Origin of the sequence: Caballeronia sp. Sq4a, assembly GCF_023170545.1 — a bacterium.
Classification (GTDB): Bacteria; Pseudomonadota; Gammaproteobacteria; order Burkholderiales; family Burkholderiaceae; genus Caballeronia.
In genome coordinates, this window is record NZ_CP084252.1 from 347723 (window position 1) to 369182 (window position 21460).

The window sequence follows — 21460 nt, forward strand, 5'->3', positions numbered from 1 at the left end:
CTCGAGGCGGCGGCGTGAGCTGGGCATCACGCTGTTTGACGTCGATTTCTCCCGTTGCACACGCGCTTCGTCGACGACGCCATACCTGACTGAGCGTCGGATGTTCTCGCGCTGCAGAACGTCACAATTGCCCGTCTATTGGCTGCACTACCCCAGACCAGCGACATTCATCGATGGAGCGCGCTTGGGTCCATGGCAGTCGCCACTGACCCACAAGCAAGTGTTTGAGCGCCGGCACCCTCGGGAAAAATTACCATCCCTTGGCTTCCGGGGGGAAATTAACAGCTTCCTCGTCCTGTAGTCGCTGGTTCTTGTCATTAGAATCCTCGCCTATGCAAGTTCTTTCTGCGCACTGCGCTCCGCAATGTCTGGTTCCTTCAGCCTTCCTTTAGTCGGTCTGTCCATTCTCTTGGCGACCGCACTATCTTTCGTCGCCTTGCTAATGGTCGGCGCTCGGTTCCAGAATCGGGGCGCGAACTCGGTATGGGTGGCCGCGACCGCGCTGGTGCTCGGGACCGGAATATGGTCGATGCATTTCGTCGGCATGTTGGCTTTTAGCCTGCCCGTGCCCATCGGTTTTGATTTCGCAACGACCCTATCCTCCTGGGCCGCTGCGGTGCTCGTTTGTTGGCTGGGACTAACCTTCGTAATGACGCCCAGGCCGGCTCAGAGTGCGGTTTTGCTCGGATCGTTGCTGATGGGCGCTGGAATCGCGGTGATGCATTACGCCGGCATGTCGGCCATGCAAATGACGCCGGCGATCGCATATATGCTCCCGCGTACCGTGCTGTCGGTGCTGATTGGTATCGGCGCGTCATATGCCGCGCTACGCATAGTAATAGGTCTGCGAGCCCTCGAAAAAGCGCAAATCGCCAAGCAAGCTGCCGCTGCGTGCCTGATGGGCGTAGCCGTTTCCGGTTTGCACTATACGGCGATGGCTGCGGCCGTGTTTGCGCCCAACTGCGTGAGCCGAGCGGCGACAGATTTCAATCAACGCGATTTCGTTCTGGAGATCTTCATCGCGGTTCTAGCGGTGCTCGGCATCGCTCTCATCGCAGCACTGCTTCAGACGCGTAAGGAAGCGCGAGTCCGGGAGGAGGAGAATTCGCGCCAGCTTTCCGTGACCACCGGCGAATTGATCGCCAGCGAGCAACGTTTCAGGGCAGCGCAAGAGGTCGCGATCGATCCGTTCCTGATACTGAAAGCTCTTCGGACCGGGGCGACGATCACGGACTTCATCTTTGAATACGCCAACCCAGCTGCACTGCGGTTTCTCGGCGCGACCGAGAGCGACGTCATTGGGCAGCGGTTTCTGACGCGATTCCCCACTGCATCGATGAACGGGTTGTTCGCAGTTCATGCTCGCGTATGCATGGGCGATGGGCCTGCCACCATCGAGCAGGAATACGTGGGCGACGGCATGTCGGCCTGGCTTCGCATCAACAGCGTCAAACTTTTTGATGGCGTTGCGATAACGTTTGCCGATATCACCGAGCGAAAAGCCTTAGAACAGCTTGCCGAAGTCATGCTCGAAGATCGAAGCAAGGCCCTCGCACTCGCTGAAAAGAAGAGCGTGGTCATAGACGCATTTATCGCCGCCGTGAGTCACGAACTGCGCAATCCTGTCAATGCGGTCTTGTCATGGGTTGAGGTGCTCAAGCGCACCTCGGCGACAACTGCTTCGACGACCGGCAATGCGCTTCGGAGGATCGAAGACAGTGCCAAAGCGCAGGCGCGCCTGGTGAACGACCTCTTGGACGCATCAGCGGTGGCCAGTGGCAAGGTGCGCTTGGCGATGGAAAACGTTCAACTAGCTGAACTTGTAGCCTCGACCGTATCGGATTCGGCAATCGTCGCGTCAAAGGGCGGAGTCGAAGTCTGTCTGGGAGCGGCGGAGGACTGCGTCGTGGTGGCCGATGAGCACCGCCTCCGACAAGTCTTGGCAAACGTGCTGCAGAACGCCGTCAAATTTTCGAACCCCGGCGGCACGGTGACCGCAAATCTTGTCCGTAGTGTGGATTCGGCCACGATTGAGGTTCGGGACACCGGCATCGGGATAGAACCGGCCATGCTCCCGCACGTATTTGAGCGCTTTGCTCAGGAAGGATCCAAGGACCGCAGCCGCCTCCGTGGCGGCGTAGGGTTAGGGTTGGCGATTTCCAGGCAACTGATAGAAGCGCATGGCGGCAAGATCGAAGCCTTCAGCGACGGGCCCGGGACGGGCACGACGGTCAGTATTTCGTTGCCCATGTCCGGACCGATCTCAAAGCAAGAAGACGTGCGCACGACGGACTATTTCTAGCGCTCAGCCACCCCTCACGAATGGCCGAACGTCTTCCGGAAGCGGCCCGTCAATGCGGTTGCGAGTGGATGGCTGAAGTGGGTCGGCTCGGGCCGACCGCATTGGGCAGCACGCGGCCATGAAGCGCCATTCGATGGCAGCCCTAAGGCGCCGTTCGAATGTCCCATCGACCTTCGAAAGCGGCCCCAAGGTTTCAATTCGCCACGTGTGAGCGCCGTTAGCTGCCTACAAAGATGGCGTTACGCCGTTCCTCCCTGTTTAGGCAGATGCTCGCCGAGAAAGTCGACGAATGTCCTGAGCTTGACCGAAAGCTGGTTGCGCTCCAGATAAATCGCATGGATATTGGCATCCGGCAAGGCCCAGTCCGAAAGCAGTGGCACGAGTTCACCGCGCGCGAGATGGCCTTCGATCTCCCACTGCGAGCGCACCACGATCCCTCGGCCTTCGAGCGCCCAATGAAGCACGACGCTGCCGTCGTTGCTGGCCAACGCGCCGTCGACTTTGACCGTCTCCGTTCGCTTGCCGCGAGCGAAATGCCATGTGCCGTATGCCGACTCGTTCTCGCGCAAAACGATGCACGCATGCCCCGTCAGATCGTGCGGCACCGAAGGCGCGCCGTGCCGCGCCACGTAATCGGGCGATGCGCAGACCACGCGCCTGTTCTCGAGCAGCAGTCGCGCGTTGATGCGCGCATCCGGCACCGTGCCGAAGCGAATGCCGAGATCGAAGCCCTCGTCCTGCAGATTCATAGGCCGCTCCGTCAGATGCAGCAGGATTTTCATTGCGGGGTAGCGCGCGACGAACTCCGACACCGCCGGGGCAATGCGCGCCCGGCCGAATCCGAACGACGCATTCACGCGCAGCAAGCCCGTCGGTTCGCCGCGGCTTTGCATGACGAGATGCTCTAGTTCCGACAGCTCGTCCAAGATGCGCGAGCCGTTCGACAGGTAAAGCTCGCCTTCGGGCGTGAGGCTCAGACGCCGCGTCGTGCGGTTCATCAGGCGCACGCCGAGGCGCCGTTCAAGTAGCGCAAGCCGCTTGCTGACCGCGGGCGGCGTTACCCCCAACTCGCGCGCCGCAGCCGCCAGATTTCGGTGCCGCGCCACGAGCGCGAACAGATCCAGGTCCGAGAAACCATCCATCTTGATGCTCCGAGAGAGTGTCGTGATTCGTTCCTTGAAGTTACGACCGGAATGTGTATCAGGAAACCAAATACCGCGATTCATCAATTACACTCGTCTCACGCTCAGGAGGCAATCATGTTCGGCGACTTCAGCGACGTATCGACCACCGTCGACGGCATACGCATACACGCAATCCAGGGCGGGCGCGGCCCCGCGCTTTTGCTCTTGCACGGGCATCCGCAGACGCACGCGATCTGGCACAAGGTCGCGCCGTCGCTGGCGGAGAATTTCTCGGTGGTCGCGGCAGACTTGCGCGGCTATGGCGACAGCGGCAAGCCGCCAGGCGCCGCCGGTCACGCGAACTACGCAAAGCGCCGCATGGCGCTCGATCAGGTCGAACTGATGCGCGCGCTCGGTCATGAGACCTTCGCGGTGATCGGCCACGATCGCGGCGGGCGCGTCGCGGCGCGCATGGCGCTCGATCATCCGGATGTCGTGACGCGCCTCGTGACGCTCGATGTCGCGCCGACGCTCGCGATGTATGAACAAACCTCGTTCGACTTCGCGCGCGCCTACTGGCACTGGTTCATGCTCGTGCGTCCCACGCCGTTTCCCGAGACACTGATTCGCGCGGACCCCGATCTCTACCTCAAGCAGACCATCGGCGCGCGCAGTGCGGGCCTCGCGCCGTTCACGGCGCAAGCATATGCCGAATATCTGCGCTGTCTGTCCGATCCCGACACGGCGCACGGTATCTGCGAGGACTACCGCGCGAGCGTGACCATCGACCTCGAACACGACCGCGCGACGCTCGCTTCGCATCAGCGCATCCGCTGTCCGTTCATGGCGTTATGGGGCGCGCAGGGCGTCATCGAACAATGCTTCGATCCGCTTGTCGACTGGCGCGCGTATGCGCCGGACGTGCAGGGCGAAGCGCTGCCTTGCGGCCACTACATCCCCGAAGAAGCGCCCGGGCAATTGCTCGAACGCGTGATGCCTTTCCTGAGCGAGTAATCCGATGTACAACCAAACCCTTTACCAGAAGCTCGTCGATTCCCACACGGTGATGCGTATCGACGAACAAAACGTGCTGCTGTACGCCGATCTGCATCTGATGAACGAATACACCAGCCCGCAGGCGTTCAGCTCACTCGATGCACGCGGCCGCGCAGTGCGCCGTCCGCGGCAGCAACTCGCCGTCGTGAGCCACATCATTCCGACGCACGCGGAGTCGCCCCGTGTGATTCGCGATGCAGCATCGCTGTTGCAGGCGCAGAACCTAAAGCGCAACTGCGAACGCGCCGGCATCCAGCTCTTCGCCGCGAATGATCCGCTGCAAGGGATCGAGCATATCGTCGCGCCCGAGCTCGGACTGATTCGCCCCGGCATGGTCGTCTTGTGCGGCGACAGCCACACGACGACGTATGGCGCGCTCGGCGCGTTGGGCTTCGGCATCGGCACGTCGGAAGTCGAGCACGTGCTCGCGACGCAAACGCTCGTGTACCGGCTCGCGCGCACCATGCGCATCACGATCGATGGCGAGCTGCCGTACGGCACATCGTCGAAGGATCTCGTCATCTGGATCATCAGCAAAATCGGCGCACAAGGCGCGCGCGGTTATGCCGTGGAATTCGCCGGTTCGACGATCGCATTGATGTCGGCCGAGGCGCGGATGACCTTGTGCAACATGACCGTCGAGGCTGGCGCGCGCGCCGCGCTGATCTCGCCGGACGCGACCACGTTCGACTACGTGCGCGCCCACACGCCCTCACTCGTCGACACGGCATGGCAAGCCGCGCTCGAAGACTGGCGCGACCTGCATTCCGATGCAGATGCTCGCTTCGACGCCGAGCATCGCTTCGATGCGCGCAACATCGCGCCGTTCGTCACGTGGGGCACGAGTCCCGATCAGGCCGTCGCCATCGATCAGCCGATTCCCGACGAAGCCGCGCAAGCGACGCCCGAAGCCGCCGCATCGCTGCGCCGCGCGCTCGACTACATGGGACTCGTGGCCAATCGGCCGATTGCCGGCACGCGCATCGACCGCGTGTTCATCGGCTCGTGCACCAACGGGCGCCTCGAGGATTTGCGCACGGTGGCTGCGATCGTGCGCGGCAGGCGCGTCGCGGCGGGCGTGCGCGCGATGGTCGTGCCGGGATCGGGCAGCGTGCGCCGCGAGGCTGAACGCGAAGGCATCGCGCAGACGCTGATCGACGCGGGCTTCGAATGGCGCGAGCCGGGTTGCTCGATGTGCCTCGCGATGAACGACGACGTGCTCGCCGCCGGAGAGCGCTGTGCGTCCACCACCAACCGCAATTTCGAAGGCCGGCAGGGACGCGGCGGCCGCACGCATCTGATGAGTCCGGCGATGGCGGCTGCGTCGGCAATGACCGGCTGCATCACCGATGTCCGCACGCTGGAGGTACACGCATCATGACCCGACTCACGACCATTCGAGGCAGCGCCGCGCCGTTGCCAATCGACAATCTCGACACCGATCAGATCATGCCCAAGCAGTTCCTGCGCATCATCGACAAAGCGGGTCTCGCCGATGGTCTGTTGTATGACCTGCGCTTCGACGAGCGCGGTGCGCCGCGTGCGGATTGCGTGCTGAACCAAGGCGCTTACGGGGACGCGTGCATCCTGATTGGTGGCGCGAACTTCGGCTGCGGATCGAGCCGCGAACATGCGGTGTGGGGTTTGCAGCGATACGGCTTCGAGGCGGTGATCGCGCCGAGCTTCGCCGAAATCTTCTATTCGAACGCGATGAACAACCGCCTGCTGCTCGTGCAACTCGAACGCGACGCGATCGACGCGCTGATACGCGAGGCGACCGAATCGCCGGGCGCCGAGATCTCGATCGATCTCGAAGCGCAGACGGTAACGTCGGCGTCGGGCGAGCGGCACGCGTATCCGATCGGCGCGCGTCACAAGCGCATGGTGATGGAAGGCATGGATACCGTCGATCTGACGCTCGACTCTCTCGCCGCCATCGAAGCATTCGAACGGCTGCACTCCGTGCGACATCCTTGGGCGCACGTGATGTAAGCACCCCTTCCCGTATCAACGAGTCCGAATCCCTTCCGCCCGAAGAAGGGAAGGGCATTGCTTTGCCTCGAAAAAGGAGGAGACACATGAAACGCAAACCGTTCTACACGATTCTCTATGTGCAAGTGCTCACGGCGATCGTCGCGGGCGTGCTGCTCGGCCATTTCGCGCCGCAAGCCGCGGTCGCGTTGAAGCCGCTCGGCGACCTGTTTATCAAGCTCGTACGGATGATCATCGGGCCGGTGATCTTCTGCACGGTCGTGACCGGCATCGCGGGCATGCAGGACATGAAGAAGGTCGGGCGCGTCGGGGGCAAGGCGCTGCTATATTTTGAAGCGGCATCCACGCTCGCGCTCGCGATCGGCTTACTGGCCGCGCATGTGCTTGCGCCGGGCAAGGGCTTCAATGTCGATCCGTCGACGCTCGATGCACGCGCCGTGTCGGGCTATGCGGCTCAGGCGGCGCATGGCGACGGCATCGCCGGATTCATCGCGCATGTGATACCTGACACGTTCGTGGGCGCGCTGGTTCAGGGCGACATCCTGCCCGTGCTGCTGATCGCGATGCTGTTCGGCACGGCACTCGCGCTGATGGGTGAACCCGCCGCGCCCGTCACGCGTTCGATCGAGACCTTGTCCAAAGCGTTTTTCCGCATCGTGCGGATGGTGACGAGTGTCGCGCCGATCGGCGCCTTCGGAGCCATGGCCTTCACTATAGGCCGCTACGGCATCGTCTCGCTGCTGCCGATGCTCAAGCTCATCGGCGCGTTCTATGTCACCGCGTTTCTGTTCGTGGCTGTGGTGCTCGGCATCGTCGCGCGTCTGTGCGGGTTCAGTCTCTGGCGCTTCCTCGCGTATATTCGCGACGAATTGCTGATCGTGCTCGGCACATCGACGTCGGAAGCGGCCTTGCCGCAACTGATGAACAAGCTCGAACGCCTCGGCTGTCCGCGCGGCGTCGTGGGACTCGTGGTGCCGACCGGCTACTCGTTCAATCTAGACGGCACCAACATCTACATGACGCTCGCCGTGCTGTTTCTCGCACAGGCGACCAACACGCACTTGTCGTTCGCGCAGGAGATGACGCTCTTGTTCGTCACGATGCTGACATCGAAGGGATCGACGGGCGTCACGGGCGCCGGCTTCATGACGCTCGCCGCAAGCCTGTCAGTCGTGCCGACCGTTCCCGTCAGCGCGATGGTGCTGATTCTCGGCATCGATCGCTTCATGTCCGAATGCCGTGCGCTGACGAATATCGTGGGCAATGGCGTGGCGACGATCGTGGTATCGGCGTGGGAAGGCGGGCTCGATCGATTGAAGCTCGCGATCGCGTTGAGCAATGAGGAGCAGGTCCGAAGCGATTCGCGGCCCCCGGACATGCGTGAAACGGCCGCTATTGATCGCGAACGGCCTTTTAGGGATGATTTGATCCGGTGATCGCTTCGGGTCGGCTAGGGCCGACCGCATCGGGCGGCACGCGGCCATGAAGGGACATTCGTCGGTTGCGGCGCGTCGCCATTCAAAGGTCGGCTCCCTGTTCGATACCCGCCACTCAATGCGGATCTGGTCGGAAGGCAACTCGGGGTCGGCAAGCGAAAGCGGTCTGGGTAATCGCGGCGTTCGCCTGCTTTCGCGACCCCGCCACACGTTAGAATGCGGCTTTAAGTGCCTTGAGATCATGATGCTCGCGCTCAAGCTGACGCTGGTCCCGCTGTTTCTGCTTGTCGTTTCGATGTCAGGGAAGTGGTGGGGACCGTCGGTCGCTGGCTGGTTGGCTGGATTGCCGGTTGTTGCTGGGCCGATTTTGTACCTCTTAACGCTTTCCCACGGGCCTGCCTTCGGAGCCCGCGCGGCCAACTTATCGCTGGCGGCAATCCTAGCGTCCGAGGCGTTCAATTTCGCTTATGCTTGGACGTGCCGATCGCGCAGTTGGCCAATCGCGTTAATTGCAGGCCTCGTCGTCTGGTTCCTGTCCGCATGCGGTCTCTCGCTCCTGCCGACCTCGCCTTTCTGGGCCTCGATCGATGCAGTCACAGCAGTTTGCTGTGGGCAGTCGTTCTTGCCGAGGACTTCGGCCGTTACGGCCGGTGCGCCTCTTTCTCGGTTCGATCTGCTCGGCAGAATGACCGCCGGGGCTCTTCTGACTTTGTCTGTCACATCGGTGTCGGCCTGGGTCGGCCCAACGTGGAGCGGGTTGCTTGCGGTCTTCCCGCTGCTCGGGATCATCCTTTCCGTTTCGTCCCATCGCGCGTACGGTCCGGCTTTCGTGATTTCGCTATTGCGAGGTATCGTGCTAGTGCGTTCCTCATTCGCCGCGTTTTGTCTTGTTCTGACGTTCGCGCTTCCCTTCCAACGACCCATCGTGGCATTCCTCGAAGCGGCGTTGCTCGCGATGATTGTTCAATGGTGCACGAGGCGCATTGCAGCGAGGCAAGAACGGGCGTCAGTCGTCGTTGCCGCTGAATGACACATTGCATCCCGCGCCAGTTGAGCGTGGCGGATCAAGGAGGCGGGCACCGGCCACCTTCAGACGCTCGACATAGCCTTAAAGATCGCTGACAATTTTCTCAGCAATCGCTTAGCAACATCACTTTAGGGAGCGGCAGCATGAAAATGGACGCGTTTGCGTTTGGCACCACAAACTGGGCCGAAGTGGAACGGACAGAATACAAAGGCGAGACAGGCGCAGCGTATTGGCGCACACGTTTTTTTGGCGAGAGTCCTAATCAAATCCGTGTACGGATGGTGGAATACACCCCGGGCTACCTCGCGGACCATTGGTGCCAGAAAGGACATGTTCTCTTTTGCATGGAAGGCGAGCTTGAAACGACCCTCGAAGACGGACGGAAGTTCGTTTTAACTGCCGGGATGAGCTATCAAGTTGGCGACAACGCAGAGCCGCATCAGTCTTACACCAAGACGGGTGCGAAGCTTTTTATTGTTGACTGACCCGCCCCTTGTTTGAGCTTCCCATGTAATTTCGCCTTCCATCTGGTCGTGTATAAACTCGACGGAAAGGAAGGAAACAGGGATGTTCAAAGTACCGAAGCAATCGTACACGGCGGAGTTCAGGCGGCTGCCGTCCAGCGGGTGAAGGATGGCCAGGGCATTGCCGTGGTGTCCCGGGAGTTGGGCGTGTCGGACCAGACGCTGCGCAACTGGGTTAAACGCGCGGCCGACCGTTTCGTAAGCCCAAGGTTATCTACGCCGACCGTGGTTACGATTCCGAGGCCCATCGCCGCCGACTTCGCGAGCGCGGCATCCGACCGGTTATCGCTAGGCGTCGGACCGAGCACGGCAGCGGTCTCGGGAAATTCCGTTGGGTCGTCGAACGAACTCATTCGTGGCTCCATGGTTTCCGTCGCCTTCGTACTCGCTTCGAACGCCGCTGCGACATTCACGAGGCATTCTTAAAACTGGCCTGCGCGCTCGTCTGCTGGGATATCTTCAGCCGAACGGAGCGGTCTTTTTGAACTGGCCTTCAAGGACGATGGATGCAAAGGGGGGCCAATGAACCGGTATCGTGACAAAATCGAACACGGTCGAAGGCGCGCGTTCCATCTGGGCCACGCTGACGATCCGCGTATCCGGCAACGCACCGCGCGGCAACGCAGTGAATAGCACCCCAACGGCGACGAGCAGCGCCGCCAGAACTACGAAGAAGGACCGCACGCGCGTCCTCATGATCGTTCGTGCTCGGCACGGGGCAACACAACTTGATTTTACGGCGTTGGGGATGCAGCAGACTTTCAAAGGTCGGCGACGCGAGGCCTGGGCGCTCGTCGCAAGCGGGCTGCCACGCGGATAAGACCAACAGGGACATGGGCTAAGGTTAAACGTACCATCGGTCTAGATGGCATGCCGATTGATTGCAGTGGTAAGCTCGGCCCAATTCAAGGTCCTGCATCAGCGTGGATTTCCACGGTCAGAACCCGCAAATGCTCCAGCGAGCGCAGATACGTCGTGAAAGACGCCAATACATGTTGCGCCAATTCGCGATCCGCGATTCTGCCGTCCGCCAAACGACACTCTTGCTCCGCAATGCACCTGAGCGTCGCTCTAACCCTTGCCTCGATGGTTGCAAGACGCTCGGCGTACACCTGATCCTCGTCCTTGTTCATGGTTTCCACCCACCGTGGTCCTCTACCGCAGCATTGCACATGCCGAGCTAAAGGGTGGATGCGCAGCGCAGATCAACGAAGCGAGTACAGAAACATGGCTTCCCGTGCTGCTCGAAGCGGAGGAATCTGAACCGTATCGTGGTGACCATCCGCCGACGGCGGGTGGCCGCTTGCCGCGACGCAAATAGTCGAGAAGCTACGTGCGAAAGGGGCACTTGCCGCACGCGCCAATAACCGGCCGTCGAGCCGCTCTCGTACAGAGCGTGAAGCGAGCATCATTGCCGGCGCGGGGGCGGTTTAGCAGGTTCCGGCCGGCCACCAAGAGCCTTTGCTGCACATGAACTTGCCTGACGGAGTACAGATGAAGGCTCCGCCCGAATATACCTTTCCGTTCCAGATACACTCCAACTTGAACGGGGTCGATCCGAGGGGGTCATTTTTACATCGGCGCTAACACCTTGTCGGATAAACCGTCACGCCACTCGCTTAGTCGCCGCTGCCTAGCTCGCTGCGCTTTGCGAGCGCTTGGCCGTGGGAACGAGTTCGTAATGAGCGGCTCTGCCGCTTCGGATCGGCGGCAAACGCTCGCCCCCGACGCACGTCGCTTCGAAAGCTAGGCTCGCCATCGCCTTCCTTCACGATCTCGTAGATGCCCGAGGTTTGCACCTTCTCGTGATACCTGTGATTGAGCAAGCGTTATTCCGGCGTGGACTATCGCTTTTTCGGGCAACGGTTGATTCGAACTGCGGCTTCGGCCAGTCGGGGATGCCGTTACGACCGCGTTAGGCGCCGAGCTCGTCGACCTGCTCCCACGCGCGTGGGTACGTAAGCGGCCAGCGAACCCGTCTTGACGAACGATGGATTACTCGTAAGCGATCCACGAACGACGCCGCTCAGAGTAAGGTGGTAGAGCGCCGTGATACGTGATAGCGAAGTGGGTCAGCGGAGATCTGCGGGCATCTTCCAGGGAAGCAGCGCGTCGTAGTCGTCGACGGTCTTCGCCAGCGGAAGGCGCTGGAATAACCAGTGGAGGTAACGATAAGGATCGATGCCGCCGGCTTTGCACGTTTCGATGAGGCTGTAGAGGTTTGCACTAGCGTTTGCCCCTGCAACCGTGTCGCTAAAAAGCCATGAACGGCGCCCAACGACGAAGGGGCGAATCGCGTTCTCACAAGGGTTGTTCGAGATAGGCCAACTGCCGTTCTCGACATAGCGGATCAGCTTCGGCCACTGCTCGCGTAGATAGGTCAGTGCCTTTCCAAGCAGACTTTTTGGCACGATGCCGGGCGACTGCGCGAGCGCCAAGGCGTAGATGGCGTCGAGGATGCGCGTGCTGTATCGCCGTCGCAATCGCTGTCGTCGCTCAGGCTTCCATTTCTTAGAGCGGGCCTCTGCAGCGAACAGCTTGCCGATCAGCGTGATGAAGCGTGTCGCGAGCAGATCGGGCGAACGGGCGACTTTGGGCACGTTGTCCTCCGCTTTGATGAAGTACCGCCTCAGGTGCGCCCAACATCCGAGGTGCACGAGGTCGTAGCGTTGAGCGATGTCGTTGTAGGGCTCGTAGCCGTCAGTTACTAGAACGGCGCCCTTGCGGATGCCCGTGAACAGCTTGTCGGCCAGCTTGGCGCCGCGTCCAGGTGTATAGCTGAAGCAGCGGATAGGGACGCCCGAGCCGGTCATCTGCGCCCAGAGGTAGCTCTTCGTTTGTGGTTTTCTCCCTTTCTCTTTCAGTACCTGGAACGTTGTTTCGTCGCAGTAGATCAGCTCTGCCTCGAGCAACGCATCGCGCATCAAGTTGATCACGGGCTGGGTCGCGAGGCCAACGCGAACCATGCTGGCGGCGATCGTGTTCGACGAGATGTCACCGCCGAAGCGACACAGCAAACCAGCCTGACGATACAGCGGCATGCCGAACTGATACTTGCCGGTGGCGATCCATGCAAGCGCTGATTCGCTGAACAGTCCGCGCGCGATGATGCGCGGCGGCGCCGGCGTGACCTTGATGCCGAGGTCACAGCATGGGCACGCATATTTGATGCGCTGGTGTTGGATCACCCGAAGCTGCTCGGGGATCACATCGAGCTGCTCACTGATCTCCGCGCCTATCTCGACGAGCGCGTGCCCATCGTTCGTGCAGAAGCGTTCGGCTTCGGGCAGTTCGTGTCGCACGACCTCGCGCGGCAGATTCGGATCAAGCGGCTTGCGATGACCGCGCTTCTTGCGCTTGTGCGCGGCGACCGTCGTCTCCGGCGTGTCTTCCTGCGCGGGCGCGCTGTTCGCGCCGAGCGTCTCGGCTTCGTTGAACAAGCTAGGTTGATCAGAATCTCGTGCTTCACTCTTCGCGCCGAACAGTTCGCGACGATAGGCTCGAAGGCGCTCCTCAGCGAGATCGCGCTCGGCCGTCACGAGCCGCAAGGCGCCGCGTAATGCCTCCTGTTGCTCTCGCAATGCACGTGCAGCATCGCGCTCGGCAAGCAACGCCTTCAGTTCCTCGGCGGTGATCGTGACGTTGATCGGCATGGCGGTTAGACCTGCACGCCGCCTCACTGTTCAGCTCACGCGATGATATTCCTGCTTGGGATGCCGTCGAATCGCGGTGATGTCATCGCCGTCGAGTAGCGCGTGCAGCACGTTGGTGGTCATCGTCACGATCTCAGCCTTGTTGTCGGGCCAGATGAAGTGGCTTCTCTCCAATCGCTTTATGAGAAGCCAGAAACCACTGCCATCCCAGCCAAGGATTTTTATCCGATCGCGACGCCGGTTTCCGAAGATGTATAGGGAAGTGTCCATCGGATTCAGGCGCATCGACTGCTCGACGAGAATCGACAGGCTATTCATGCCGTAGCGGAAATCAACGGGATCGCGGTGCAGATAGACCTTCAGATCGTCGTCGAACCGGAACACGGCATCCTCCCCAGAATCTGAACCATGGTCGTCAATTCGTCGATGGTCGCGATTGCCCCGCCAAGTTCAAGCTCGACGCCGTTCGACAGACGCACATGCAAGGCAAGTGTCATCGATGGCGGTGTGGACGGTTGTGTCGGCGACGCTGAAACGACCGACACGAACGCAGACGGCTTTACCGCGACCGGGACGGGTTGGTGCGACCCTGGCAGATCGACGGCCACGTCATTAATCGACTTGTCGGGCTGAGGCGGGTTGTATTCGTCGTTGCCATTATGCTGCGACGCTGGCGAAATGCCATTCTCGCGCTCCACCAGGTACTTCGCGATCCACTTGCGCAGCAGATTGGCGTTGATGCCGTGCTGCTGAGCCAGACCGGCGACTGATACTCCGGGACGAAGTGCTGCTTCAATCAAGGCGCGTTTACTTTTTTCGTCATAGCGGCGACGGCCATCGCTGCTGCGACGCACTACTGCCAACTCTGAGTCCATGCCAGTCATAGGTGTCCACCTCCAAGATAGGTGGACACCTATGGTCCTCGCTACTGTCGCTCACTGCCAGACGTCGAAGATGGACCGCTTACGATTACTCGACAGGCGCGAGAGGCTGCCAGTTATGCGGCAGCAAAGTTGCGATGTCGCTTGCTTTGTGGGCCGGGAGGCGGGTCAGGATGTCCTTGAGATATGCATGAGGTTCGTGCCCGTTGAGTTGCGCCGATCGGAGGAGGCTCATGATCGCAGCGGCGCGTTGGCCAGCGCGCAGCGACCCTGCGAACAACCAGTTGGACCTGCCGATGGCCCATGGACGTATCTGATTTTCGACCCAATTGTTGTCGATTGGTACATGCCCGTCTTCGAGATAACGCGTGAGCGCTTGCCAGCGCTTTAGGCTGTAATCCAAAGCCCTAGCAATGGCGGAGCCGTCGGATACGAGTTTGCGCTGCTTAGCCAACCACTCGTAAAGCGCGTCGCTTACTGGCTTGGCCCGGCTCTGTCGAAGCCGGTGGCGGGCATCAGCATCGAGATTCGCGGCATCCCGCTCGATGGCATAGAGCTCAGTGAAGAATGGTAGCGCTTGCCCAGCGAGCTGGCTGCTGTGATTGGCGTGCAGCTCGAAGAATTTGCGCCTCGCGTGAGCTGTGCAGCCGATCTCGGTGACGCCCTGAAGGAAGGAGGCCTTGTAACCGCCGTAGTCGTCACATACTAGCTTGCCGTGCCAGCGGGTCAAGAAGGTGCGGGCATGCTCGCCGGCTCGGCTGCCGGCGAAGTCGTACACCACCGCGCGAAGGTTGCTGAACTGCGTAGGCGTATACGCCCACAGATAAGCCCGATGGGTCTTCCCCTTACCGGGGCTGAGCATTTGCACCGGGGTCTCGTCCGCGTGCAACACGCCTTCCTTCAAGATCTCTCGACGGAGGGCATCGACCAATGGCTGCAACTGCGCACCGCAGATGCCCACCCACGCGCCTAGCGTAGATCTCGGTATCGCCAGGCCCGCACGCGCAAAGATCTGCTCCTGGCGATATAGGGGCAGGTGATCTGCGAATTTGTTGACGAGGACCGATGCCAGAAGTCCGGTGGTTGGGATCCCCTTATCGATGACGTGCGAGGGTACGGGTGCCTGGATCAGCGTCTCACAGTTACGACAAACCCATTTGCCGCGAATGTGCCGCTCCACCGTAAACACGCCCGGTGCGTAATCCAGCTTCTCGCTGATGTCTTCGCCGATACGAACACGTTCGCATCCGCACTGGCACACCGTGTTGTGCGGTTCATGACGGACGTCGACACGCGGCAAGTGCGGCGGTAAGGGTGCGCGTTTCGGCTGCTCGTGTCGGCGCTTGCGTGCGGGCTCAAGCTCTTCGAGCTCTATCTCGATAGCGGCCAGGTCGCCATCTATCGCCTCGTCAAGCAGGCTCATTGCTCGTTGTTGAGCTGCTCGCGGCGACGGCCAAACTGCTGGCGCCTGAGCACGGAGATCTCGTGAGTCAGTTGGTCGATGCGGGTTTGCCGGTAATGCAGCTCCCGTTCCAACGCATCGACTTCTCTGCGTTTCTCCGTCACCTCTTGATCCTTCGCGCGGACCTCAGCGAGCAGTTGCGTGGCAAGGGCACGCAACTGCTCTGGACTGAGGTCGTCGAGGTCGGCCGGCGGGTTCATGCAGACCAGTCTGCCAGAACCCCGCATACGCGAGAAGGAGAACTGTATACGTCACCGCCGACGCGTCAGATGATGCGGATCACGCCATCCTGGCCGATGCGTTGCCACGGCAGCCCCAGCACCAAGCCCGCCAATTGTTCGTGCGTGAGCACCTGCTGCTTGGGTTCGATGCCAGCGTGAGGCCAGACGAACTGCCCCTGATTCAGCCGCCGGGCTGCCAACCAGATGCCGATGCCGTCGTGGACCAGGACCTTCAGTCGGTTGGCGCGGCGGTTGGTGAACAGATAAGCGTGGTGCGGATGCGCGGCGCCGAACACCTTCACCACGCGCCCCAACGCCGTGTCGAAGCCGGCCCGCATGTCCAGCGGATCAACTGCTAACCAGATCTTGTCGACACGAATCACCGCAGCCACTCGCGCAACCATGTCGCGCATTGCGCGGCTTCGGAGACCGGCCAGCTCACTGTTATCGACTGATTGCCCCGGCGAACTTCGACACGGATCTCCGTCGAGCCTACCTCCTTTGCCCCCACGGCAACGGGCACGAACGCTGGTAGTGGCGTCGATTGAGCTTCTACCGGGCGTTCAGCCAACCGCTTCGGAAGTCTGCCTTCTGCCTGATCAAGCCAGCGGCGCAGTAAGTTCGCGTTGAGCCGATGTTCCAGCGCGACCGCCGACACCGACACGCCGGTACCCTGGCAAGCGGCAACAACGCGTGCCTTGAAGTCTTCGGTGTAGCGCCGACGACGGCGACGGGTCGGCAACGCCTCTTCTTCGATAGTGTTCACGTGTCCGCTTATTCGCTTTAGTGGACACGATACTCCCAAGCGCTTCGCCGACAATCAAGGTGAGTTGGCCAGCCGCTTACGTGGGTACTTGTGGCTGCCGATAAAGGTCCGCTCGGGCGCGGGCCCAATGCGGTTGGCCGTGTGGGCGTTGTGCATCATTCCGTCTATTACGGGTTTTTGGTTAGGTGGGGTTCACTCAGCGCGATGAGAGCGTGGCGACGTCCTGCCAGTCGACGAGGAAAGTTTTCAGCGCCGCAAGTTGCGACGGATCGACGCTCTGGGATTCGGCCGGCGAAAGCGTGACGCCGTCGTCGCGCCGGGGGCCGGCTTGGACGTTCGGAGTAGATTAATCGGGCTTCTCACGGTCGCGCGAGGCACACTCGGCAATCGCCGCATCGACGGGGTCGTCTCGTTGCCGCATTAACCAATAGACGCCCCCTAGCGCGATCAACGCCGCCGCGAGGGCGGCAATGCGCGCGGGGTCCGTCGCGGGGTCAAGGATGATGAACTTCCGCGCTATTGCCAACATCGCGACAAGAATCACTGTCTTGACCTGGACGATGTGGTCGCGTCTCGACATGACCCGGGTGATCGAATGCTTGAATTCCATCGCGATCAACAACGTCATCACCATCCCGAAGACCGCCTGAAAAATCGCATGGTCGAGCGGATCGAGCGCCCCCGACAGCGATAGCGCGATCACCGCCCGAATCAACTGCCACAGCGATACGACGATGATCACCGAGATCACGACGCTCAAGACATGGGCGATGATCTGCTCGAAGCGCTCGTAGAACGTCAGCACGCGCCATTGCAGCCGAAACTCGTCGAACTTCATGCGAACTTGGGTTGGCTTGCTCACGGATGGGTGAAAGGTCGCTCTATGGAAAACACTGATTAATGAAGCTCGACGGTTATCGCTCACGTAGCTGCAGACGTATTAGAGGGCCGGTCGCTAAACGGGTCCCACTGGGGCCGGACCGCCGTCCGCGCCAGGTCGAATAGAGGCTAGTCGATCCGATTGGACGGACGACCGTCCATCATTGAACCGGCCATGAATTCGCGTGGATCGACCGTCGGCTGAGCGGTTTGATGCATTCGCGGCGGCCGCCGGTCCCGGGCCAGTTGCCGCCGTTCGCGTATTGTCGTTCACGTGGCCCTTTCAAAACAGACGTTGGACGATAGACGGGCGAACGCCCAAACGGTGCCGGAGGAAATCAACGTCGAGATAACGCATCCCGCCGCCCGCGTGCGGTGCTGAACAGCTCGAGCATTTCCGGGTTGAATGCGGGAATATCGTCGGGCTTGCGGCTCGTGACGAGATTTTGATCGACGACCACTGCCTGATCCACCCAGTCCGCTCCCGCATTCTTTAGGTCGGTTTTCAGCGACGGCCACGAGGTCATGCGCCGGCCGTGCGCCGCGCCGGTCTCGATGATGGTCCACGGGCCGTGGCAGATAGATGCCACGGGCTTGCCGTCATCGAAAAACGCCTTCGCGAAAGCCACCGCCTTCGCCTCCGCCCGGAGCGTATCCGGGTTCAAGACGCCGCCCGGCAGGAGAAGCGCGTCGAAATCTTTCGGCTGAGCATGGTCAAGGGCGACGTCGACCGGGAACTCGTCTCCCCATTCCGTGAAGTTCCAAGCGCGTACGTGCGCATTCTTGGGCGAGACGATGCACGTCTCCGCGCCGGCTGCGTCAAGCGCCTTGCGGGGCTCGACCAACTCGACTTGCTCAAATCCTTCCTCGACTAAGATCGCAACCTTTAGTCCCTTAAGAGTTTCAGTCATCATGTTTCGATCTCCTGGATCAGATTCGCTTGGAATACCGTTTGTCTGCGGCTAACGTCTGGCCCTCACTGCAGCCGTGATCGCGCCGTGCGAGCCGGTCGGCAAGATGCATTGGCTCGCAGGTCGCAGGGGCCGAATGATCCGCTCCGTTGGATGCGTTACCGCCCGCTACGCGAACTTGCACGGTGCTTTGCGGCACCCTGATTCAACTGGCCGGTTCGCGATGGTAATTGCGAAGTCGCCGCGTTACCTCGCTGAACTCCAGGGTGCAAGACAACCTTGGTCCAGCCATGTTCGCGCACGTCGAAGTGTTGATAGGCGTCAGGCGCCTCGTCGAGTTTCAACTCGTGCGAGACAATGAACGAGGGGTTGGCACGGCCCGCGTGGATCAGGTCACGCAACTGCCGGTTGTATGCCTTGACGTTGCACTGGCCCGTGGCGATGTGCTGACCTTTGAACCAGCACTTGCCCCAATCGAACGCGAGCTTTCCCTGCTTTGCTAGTTCGTCCCCGGCGCCTGGGTCTTCCGGCACGAACACGCCGACCACGCCAATGCCGCCCGTGAACTTGACCGACGACACGAGATTGTTCATCGTCAGATGTGGGTTTTCATGGCGGTGCGGGGACGGATCGTGGCACTGGTAGCCGACGCATTCGCAACCCACGTCCGCACCTACTCCGTGCGTCAGGTCCATGACACGCTGAACCGGGTCTTCTTTCGAATAATCGATTGCAGTTGCGCCAATGGAGTCAGCAAGCTTGAGCCGGTCGGGGTGGCAGTCGACGACCATGACGCTGCAGGCTCCCTTGATCATGGCCGAGTGCGCGGCCATTAGACCCACCGGTCCGGAGCCGTAGATCACGACGGCGTCGCCGGGCTTCATACCGGCCAGTTCTGTGGCGTGCCAACCGGTCGGGAAAATGTCGGCGCACATTACGTAGTCGGTCTGCTTCTGCTCTGCGTCCGGCGGTAGCTTCAAGGCCATGAAGTCCGCCCAAGGTACCCGAAGAAATTCGGCCTGGCCGCCCGGCCACGGTCCCATGTCCGCGAAGCCAAACGCGCCGCCGGCGATTCCGGGCTGGTTGGCGTTCAGGCAAAACGCAGTGAGGCCGCGCTCGCAGTTCTTACAATGACCGCAGCTTATATTGAAGGGTAGACATACCCAGTCCCCGGGCTTGAGCCGCTCCACGGCAGGTCCGACCTCCACAACCACGCCGAGATTCTCGTGACCGAAGATGCGACCTTGCTCGAAGTCCGTTCGACCTTCGTACATGTGCAGGTCGGATCCGCAGATGTTGGTGCTGGTGATTTTGACGATGGCATCGGTGGGGCGCTCGATCGCGGGATCCGGAACATTCTCAACTGCGACCTGACGAGGACCGCGATATACAACCGCTTTCATGATTAGCTTCCTGAAAAAGGCGACTGCAAAGAACCCAAGCCGAGAAATAGCTGGCGGCTACGGCGTCGACAAGCCGGCAGGCGCACCTGTGAAATGGTCGGTTTCCACTATCTGCATTTTGTCTTTGGCGCTGCGTCGCATCGTCCGCACCGATCACATCCATTCTGGTCGAGCACATAAACAGACTCCGGCCATGCTGTCAGCCTCGGAACCACGAATAGGATAACTAAACGCATAACGAGATATATGTGGCTTATTGTTTCGGTGGCCTTCGGGATTGGGCAGCTATCCTCGTGCCAGCGGCACGGTTGAACAGACTTCTTCCTGTATTGGTGCATGGTTGGCGCAACATGCCGTTCCGTCGACCTTCGCAGCAGAGGCACCCCCTAGCGCCCCCGCCGCCATGCCTTTTGTCCTAGCTTTTCAGGAACGAGGTGGACCGTCTCATCGACTCTCGGAAGCGGCCGTTACCTCGACACTCCTGCCGCGAAGGCAACAGTATTTGACGGCACGCACATTGCCCGTTGACCTTCCCGCTTTTATGGAACAGTGGCCCTTCACAGGAGGCCTCGCGTGGCCTGTAGCATCGACGAGTACGCATCGACGTAGTTCCGCGCCATCGCTTTTGCACTAAAGCGGCGCTCGAATTGCGCGCGAACCCGGGCGCGCGACAGATCGTCGATTCGATGAAGTGCGGTCACCGCGCCTTGCACGTCTTCGCAGATGAAGCCAGTCACGCCATCATCTATCACTTCCGGCACCGCCCCCCGATTGAACGCAATCACCGGCGTCCCGCACGCCATTGCCTCGATCATCACTAAGCCAAACGGCTCGTTCCAGTCGATCGGGAATAACAGCGCCTTCGCCCCCGAAAGAAATTTCGACTTCTGGGTCTGGTCAATCTCGCCGATGAATTCGACGTCCGCCTGCGACAGTAGCGGGGCGATCGTCGACGCGAAATACGCTTGATCGACCGTGTCGACCTTCGCCGCGATCTTAATTGGAATCCCGCTTTGGGCGGCGATTTGGATGGCGAGGTCGGGACGCTTTTGTGGGCTGATGCGGCCGAGGAACGCGAGATAGTCGGGTTTCCTGGTCGGCTGCGGCGCGAGAAGGTCTTCCGGCAGCCCGTGATAGACCGTCTTCAGCCAGTTTGCTTGCGGCAAGGGGACGCGCTGGTCGTCTGAAATGGAAACGATGCTCATGTCCGGGAACGTCTCGAAGATCGGCTTCAGTTCGGGCAGATCGAGACGGCCGTGCAGCGTCGTGAGGCACGGTGTATCAAACCGCGAGAACAGAGGGAAAGACAGGTATTCAAGGTGAAAGTGGAGAACGTCGAATTCATGTGCGCACCGCCGAACCGTTTCAAGCAGCACCATGTGCGGGGCGACCGGATCGCTGATGTTCGGATCCAGCCGCAGCGCGCGCGGCCACGCTGAATGGAGCGTTGCACGAGTCTTCGAATCGCCGCTTGCAAACAAGGTTACATCGTGGCCAAGGTCGACGAGCGCATCCGTCAGATAGGACACCACGCGCTCAGTGCCGCCATACAACTTCGGGGGAACTGCTTCGTGCAGCGGTGCGATTTGCGCGATTCGCATAGGTTTCTTCTCCAGGGCGGCCCCGGCCTAGGGAACCATTGGCGGCTAACGGCATCGACAACGCGCAGGCACTCGCGCGAGAAGTCCCCGAAAAGAGACCCGCTGTTTGCAAACAGCGCGAGGTGTAGCGTGAAATGTACGTGGGAATACTAACGAACGTTCAGAGGATGACCCGCGGTTTCGTGGCGGTGTCTCCAAAGCTGACAGCTATTAGCGTGCCAA

At 60.8% G+C, this 21460-nt stretch carries 19 protein-coding genes and 3 pseudogenes; 9 read left to right on the forward strand and 13 right to left on the reverse strand.

The window, feature by feature from the left end; translation table 11 throughout:
• Nucleotides 1–364 precede the first annotated feature (364 nt).
• Entirely contained in the window at nucleotides 365–2302 is a 1938-nt protein-coding gene (locus LDZ24_RS21150; RefSeq protein WP_248324065.1) for an MHYT domain-containing protein, read from the forward strand.
• Nucleotides 2303–2541: 239 nt separating this feature from the next.
• On the opposite strand, the gene LDZ24_RS21155 is transcribed toward LDZ24_RS21150, so the two are convergent.
• Complete coding sequence (locus tag LDZ24_RS21155; protein WP_248324066.1) at nucleotides 2542–3444, reverse strand: LysR family transcriptional regulator; 903 nt, start codon at nucleotides 3442–3444, stop codon at nucleotides 2542–2544.
• Between the two features lie 117 nt (nucleotides 3445–3561).
• On the opposite strand from LDZ24_RS21155, the gene LDZ24_RS21160 reads away from it, so the two are divergent.
• The 8 genes and pseudogenes from LDZ24_RS21160 to LDZ24_RS21195 all read left to right on the forward strand — a co-directional run.
• Nucleotides 3562–4440 carry an alpha/beta fold hydrolase gene (locus LDZ24_RS21160; RefSeq protein ID WP_248324067.1) on the forward strand — a complete coding sequence of 293 codons (879 nt, stop codon included), beginning with the start codon at nucleotides 3562–3564 and terminating at the stop codon, nucleotides 4438–4440.
• A 4-nt stretch (nucleotides 4441–4444) separates the two neighbouring features.
• Nucleotides 4445–5863 (forward strand): 3-isopropylmalate dehydratase large subunit, encoded by a 1419-nt coding sequence (leuC, locus tag LDZ24_RS21165; RefSeq protein ID WP_248324068.1) that lies wholly within the window; start codon nucleotides 4445–4447, stop codon nucleotides 5861–5863.
• The gene (leuD, locus tag LDZ24_RS21170; RefSeq protein ID WP_248324069.1) at nucleotides 5860–6474 is read left to right on the forward strand and encodes a 3-isopropylmalate dehydratase small subunit; all 615 of its coding nucleotides are present in this window, start codon (nucleotides 5860–5862) and stop codon (nucleotides 6472–6474) included. Before leuC ends, leuD begins: the two co-directional genes overlap by 4 nt.
• Nucleotides 6475–6560: 86 nt before the next feature.
• Entirely contained in the window at nucleotides 6561–7910 is a 1350-nt protein-coding gene (locus LDZ24_RS21175) for a dicarboxylate/amino acid:cation symporter (RefSeq protein ID WP_248324070.1), read from the forward strand.
• 244 nt (nucleotides 7911–8154) lie between these two features.
• Nucleotides 8155–8940 (forward strand): hypothetical protein, encoded by a 786-nt coding sequence (locus tag LDZ24_RS21180; protein WP_248324241.1) that lies wholly within the window; start codon nucleotides 8155–8157, stop codon nucleotides 8938–8940.
• Between the two features lie 140 nt (nucleotides 8941–9080).
• On the forward strand, nucleotides 9081–9422 hold the full coding sequence (locus LDZ24_RS21185; RefSeq protein WP_248324071.1) for a DHCW motif cupin fold protein: 342 nt from the start codon (nucleotides 9081–9083) through the stop codon (nucleotides 9420–9422).
• 82 nt (nucleotides 9423–9504) lie between these two features.
• A pseudogene (locus LDZ24_RS21190) lies at nucleotides 9505–9650 on the forward strand (transposase); the annotation flags it as partial.
• Nucleotides 9644–9946: pseudogene (locus LDZ24_RS21195) on the forward strand (transposase); the annotation flags it as partial. The pseudogenes LDZ24_RS21190 and LDZ24_RS21195, both read left to right, overlap by 7 nt.
• Here the strand turns inward: LDZ24_RS21195 and LDZ24_RS21200 are convergent.
• The 12 genes and pseudogenes from LDZ24_RS21200 to LDZ24_RS21255 form a co-directional block, all read right to left on the reverse strand.
• On the reverse strand, nucleotides 9921–10157 hold the full coding sequence (locus LDZ24_RS21200) for a hypothetical protein (protein WP_248324072.1): 237 nt from the start codon (nucleotides 10155–10157) through the stop codon (nucleotides 9921–9923). The pseudogene LDZ24_RS21195 and the gene LDZ24_RS21200 overlap by 26 nt on opposite strands.
• Nucleotides 10158–10366: 209 nt before the next feature.
• Entirely contained in the window at nucleotides 10367–10594 is a 228-nt protein-coding gene (locus tag LDZ24_RS21205; protein WP_248324073.1) for a hypothetical protein, read from the reverse strand.
• Between the two features lie 939 nt (nucleotides 10595–11533).
• Nucleotides 11534–13114, reverse strand: coding sequence for an IS66 family transposase (locus LDZ24_RS21210; protein WP_248320381.1), 1581 nt, complete (start codon nucleotides 13112–13114; stop codon nucleotides 11534–11536).
• Nucleotides 13115–13144: 30 nt separating this feature from the next.
• Nucleotides 13145–13498 (reverse strand): IS66 family insertion sequence element accessory protein TnpB, encoded by a 354-nt coding sequence (tnpB, locus tag LDZ24_RS21215; RefSeq protein ID WP_045463971.1) that lies wholly within the window; start codon nucleotides 13496–13498, stop codon nucleotides 13145–13147.
• On the reverse strand, nucleotides 13474–13998 hold the full coding sequence (locus LDZ24_RS21220; protein ID WP_248320380.1) for a transposase: 525 nt from the start codon (nucleotides 13996–13998) through the stop codon (nucleotides 13474–13476). Before LDZ24_RS21220 ends, tnpB (LDZ24_RS21215) begins: the two co-directional genes overlap by 25 nt.
• 85 nt (nucleotides 13999–14083) lie before the next feature.
• Nucleotides 14084–15657, reverse strand: a pseudogene (locus LDZ24_RS21225) (IS66 family transposase).
• Nucleotides 15658–15722: 65 nt separating this feature from the next.
• Nucleotides 15723–16091 carry an IS66 family insertion sequence element accessory protein TnpB gene (gene tnpB / locus LDZ24_RS21230; protein ID WP_248324074.1) on the reverse strand — a complete coding sequence of 123 codons (369 nt, stop codon included), beginning with the start codon at nucleotides 16089–16091 and terminating at the stop codon, nucleotides 15723–15725.
• Nucleotides 16058–16444 (reverse strand): transposase, encoded by a 387-nt coding sequence (locus tag LDZ24_RS21235; protein ID WP_248324075.1) that lies wholly within the window; start codon nucleotides 16442–16444, stop codon nucleotides 16058–16060. Before LDZ24_RS21235 ends, tnpB (LDZ24_RS21230) begins: the two co-directional genes overlap by 34 nt.
• 346 nt (nucleotides 16445–16790) lie before the next feature.
• On the reverse strand, nucleotides 16791–17282 hold the full coding sequence (locus LDZ24_RS21240; RefSeq protein ID WP_248324076.1) for a phosphate-starvation-inducible PsiE family protein: 492 nt from the start codon (nucleotides 17280–17282) through the stop codon (nucleotides 16791–16793).
• 379 nt (nucleotides 17283–17661) lie between these two features.
• Nucleotides 17662–18237 (reverse strand): type 1 glutamine amidotransferase domain-containing protein, encoded by a 576-nt coding sequence (locus LDZ24_RS21245; protein ID WP_371747484.1) that lies wholly within the window; start codon nucleotides 18235–18237, stop codon nucleotides 17662–17664.
• A gap of 155 nt (nucleotides 18238–18392) precedes the next feature.
• Complete coding sequence (locus LDZ24_RS21250) at nucleotides 18393–19637, reverse strand: glutathione-independent formaldehyde dehydrogenase (protein ID WP_248324077.1); 1245 nt, start codon at nucleotides 19635–19637, stop codon at nucleotides 18393–18395.
• Nucleotides 19638–20194: 557 nt separating this feature from the next.
• Nucleotides 20195–21238 carry a glycosyltransferase family 4 protein gene (locus LDZ24_RS21255; RefSeq protein ID WP_248324078.1) on the reverse strand — a complete coding sequence of 348 codons (1044 nt, stop codon included), beginning with the start codon at nucleotides 21236–21238 and terminating at the stop codon, nucleotides 20195–20197.
• Nucleotides 21239–21460 lie beyond the last annotated feature (222 nt).

What these genes read in the sequence shown, in the direction of transcription:
- LDZ24_RS21245 (WP_371747484.1), bottom strand. Translation starts at nt 18,237, where the DNA reads ATGATGACTGAAACTCTTAAGGGACTAAAGGTTGCGATCTTAGTCGAG.
- LDZ24_RS21205 (WP_248324073.1), bottom strand. Translation starts at nt 10,594, where the DNA reads ATGAACAAGGACGAGGATCAGGTGTACGCCGAGCGTCTTGCAACCATC.
- LDZ24_RS21200 (WP_248324072.1), bottom strand. Translation starts at nt 10,157, where the DNA reads ATGAGGACGCGCGTGCGGTCCTTCTTCGTAGTTCTGGCGGCGCTGCTC.
- LDZ24_RS21155 (WP_248324066.1), bottom strand. Translation starts at nt 3,444, where the DNA reads ATGGATGGTTTCTCGGACCTGGATCTGTTCGCGCTCGTGGCGCGGCAC.
- tnpB (WP_248324074.1), bottom strand. Translation starts at nt 16,091, where the DNA reads ATGCGCGACATGGTTGCGCGAGTGGCTGCGGTGATTCGTGTCGACAAG.
- LDZ24_RS21210 (WP_248320381.1), bottom strand. Translation starts at nt 13,114, where the DNA reads ATGCCGATCAACGTCACGATCACCGCCGAGGAACTGAAGGCGTTGCTT.
- LDZ24_RS21175 (WP_248324070.1), top strand. Translation starts at nt 6,561, where the DNA reads ATGAAACGCAAACCGTTCTACACGATTCTCTATGTGCAAGTGCTCACG.
- LDZ24_RS21185 (WP_248324071.1), top strand. Translation starts at nt 9,081, where the DNA reads ATGAAAATGGACGCGTTTGCGTTTGGCACCACAAACTGGGCCGAAGTG.
- LDZ24_RS21250 (WP_248324077.1), bottom strand. Translation starts at nt 19,637, where the DNA reads ATGAAAGCGGTTGTATATCGCGGTCCTCGTCAGGTCGCAGTTGAGAAT.
- leuC (WP_248324068.1), top strand. Translation starts at nt 4,445, where the DNA reads ATGTACAACCAAACCCTTTACCAGAAGCTCGTCGATTCCCACACGGTG.
- LDZ24_RS21220 (WP_248320380.1), bottom strand. Translation starts at nt 13,998, where the DNA reads ATGACTGGCATGGACTCAGAGTTGGCAGTAGTGCGTCGCAGCAGCGAT.
- LDZ24_RS21255 (WP_248324078.1), bottom strand. Translation starts at nt 21,238, where the DNA reads ATGCGAATCGCGCAAATCGCACCGCTGCACGAAGCAGTTCCCCCGAAG.
- LDZ24_RS21160 (WP_248324067.1), top strand. Translation starts at nt 3,562, where the DNA reads ATGTTCGGCGACTTCAGCGACGTATCGACCACCGTCGACGGCATACGC.
- LDZ24_RS21240 (WP_248324076.1), bottom strand. Translation starts at nt 17,282, where the DNA reads ATGAAGTTCGACGAGTTTCGGCTGCAATGGCGCGTGCTGACGTTCTAC.
- leuD (WP_248324069.1), top strand. Translation starts at nt 5,860, where the DNA reads ATGACCCGACTCACGACCATTCGAGGCAGCGCCGCGCCGTTGCCAATC.
- LDZ24_RS21180 (WP_248324241.1), top strand. Translation starts at nt 8,155, where the DNA reads ATGCTCGCGCTCAAGCTGACGCTGGTCCCGCTGTTTCTGCTTGTCGTT.
- LDZ24_RS21150 (WP_248324065.1), top strand. Translation starts at nt 365, where the DNA reads ATGTCTGGTTCCTTCAGCCTTCCTTTAGTCGGTCTGTCCATTCTCTTG.